Raw genomic sequence first — 1,112 nt, forward strand, 5'->3', positions numbered from 1 at the left:
TAGAACAGCACCTGCTGGACCAGCGGTACGTCACCGCGCTCCTTGGCCATCAGCGTCAGCGCGGCGGTCATGTTGCCGCCGACGGAGTCGCCGGCCACCGCCAGCCGGGAGGCGTCCAGGCCCTTGGACGCGCCCTGCTGGACGACCCACTGGGCGACCGCGTAGTTCTGCTCGATGGCCACCGGGTAGCGGACCTCGGGGGAGAGGTCGTACTCGGGGAAGACCACGGCGGCGTTCGCGCCCACGGCGAGCTCGCGCACCAGGCGGTCGTGCGTGTGGGCGTTGCCGAACACCCAGCCCGCGCCGTGGATGTAGAGGATCACCGGCAAGGTTCCCTCGGCGCTCGCGGGCTTGACGATGCGAGCCCGGACACTGCCCGTCGGACCGCCCGGGACGGTGATCCACTCCTCGGCGATCTCCGGCTTCTCGATCTCGCCGGACTGCACCTCGTCGACCGCCTTGCGCCCCTCGGCGGGCGGCAGGTCGAAGAGGTAGGGCGGATTGGCGGTCGCCTCGGCGAAAGCGGCTGCGGCCGGCTCCAGGACAGGCTGAACCGGCTCGACGACATCGGACATGTGAGTCTCCTGAGTTCATGTGATGCGCCGGTCTCTCCGGCGATGTGAGGGGCTCCGGGGCAGAAACAGAGATCTGCGGAGTCCGTCGACAGCACGCTAAAACCCCGAACGCCGGGGCAATTGACTGACAGCGCACCGGCGTTGACCCCGCAGCGCATGGGGGGAGACGGGCAGTGCACTGTCGGAATGAATCCAGTGCGCTGCCGGGACACTCAGCGGATCCGCTTCGAAATAGCCTGGCGGCGAAGCAGCTTGCGGAGCGCCGGGGTCCGGTCCTGTGCGCACAGCATCACGGCACATGAAGCAGGCCCACCGGAATTCAGTTCGGTTCAGCGTGAGAGCAGTAGTGACGCGTTCCGGGGGTTCTACGGGTTCTGTCCCGCCCGCTCGCTGCCGCAGTCGCCAGTCGCTGCATATCCGAAATCGACATTGTTCATCCAGCAGGAGGTTGTCGAAAGGTGTCCACGATGCCGGTCGGTGGGCTTGTTCCCCGCGCCACCGATAACGCCGCGGACCTCGTCGTCCGCAACGCGAAGA

Annotated in this window: 1 protein-coding gene; it reads right to left on the reverse strand. The window is 67.4% G+C overall.

The window, feature by feature from the left end; genetic code table 11:
* On the reverse strand, nucleotides 1-575 hold a 575-nt coding region (locus ACWD4J_RS44110), incomplete at its 3' end, for an alpha/beta hydrolase fold domain-containing protein (RefSeq protein WP_451401198.1).
* Between the last annotated feature and the right edge of the window lie 537 nt (nucleotides 576-1,112).

It is taken from the genome of Streptomyces sp. NPDC002577, assembly GCF_053594815.1.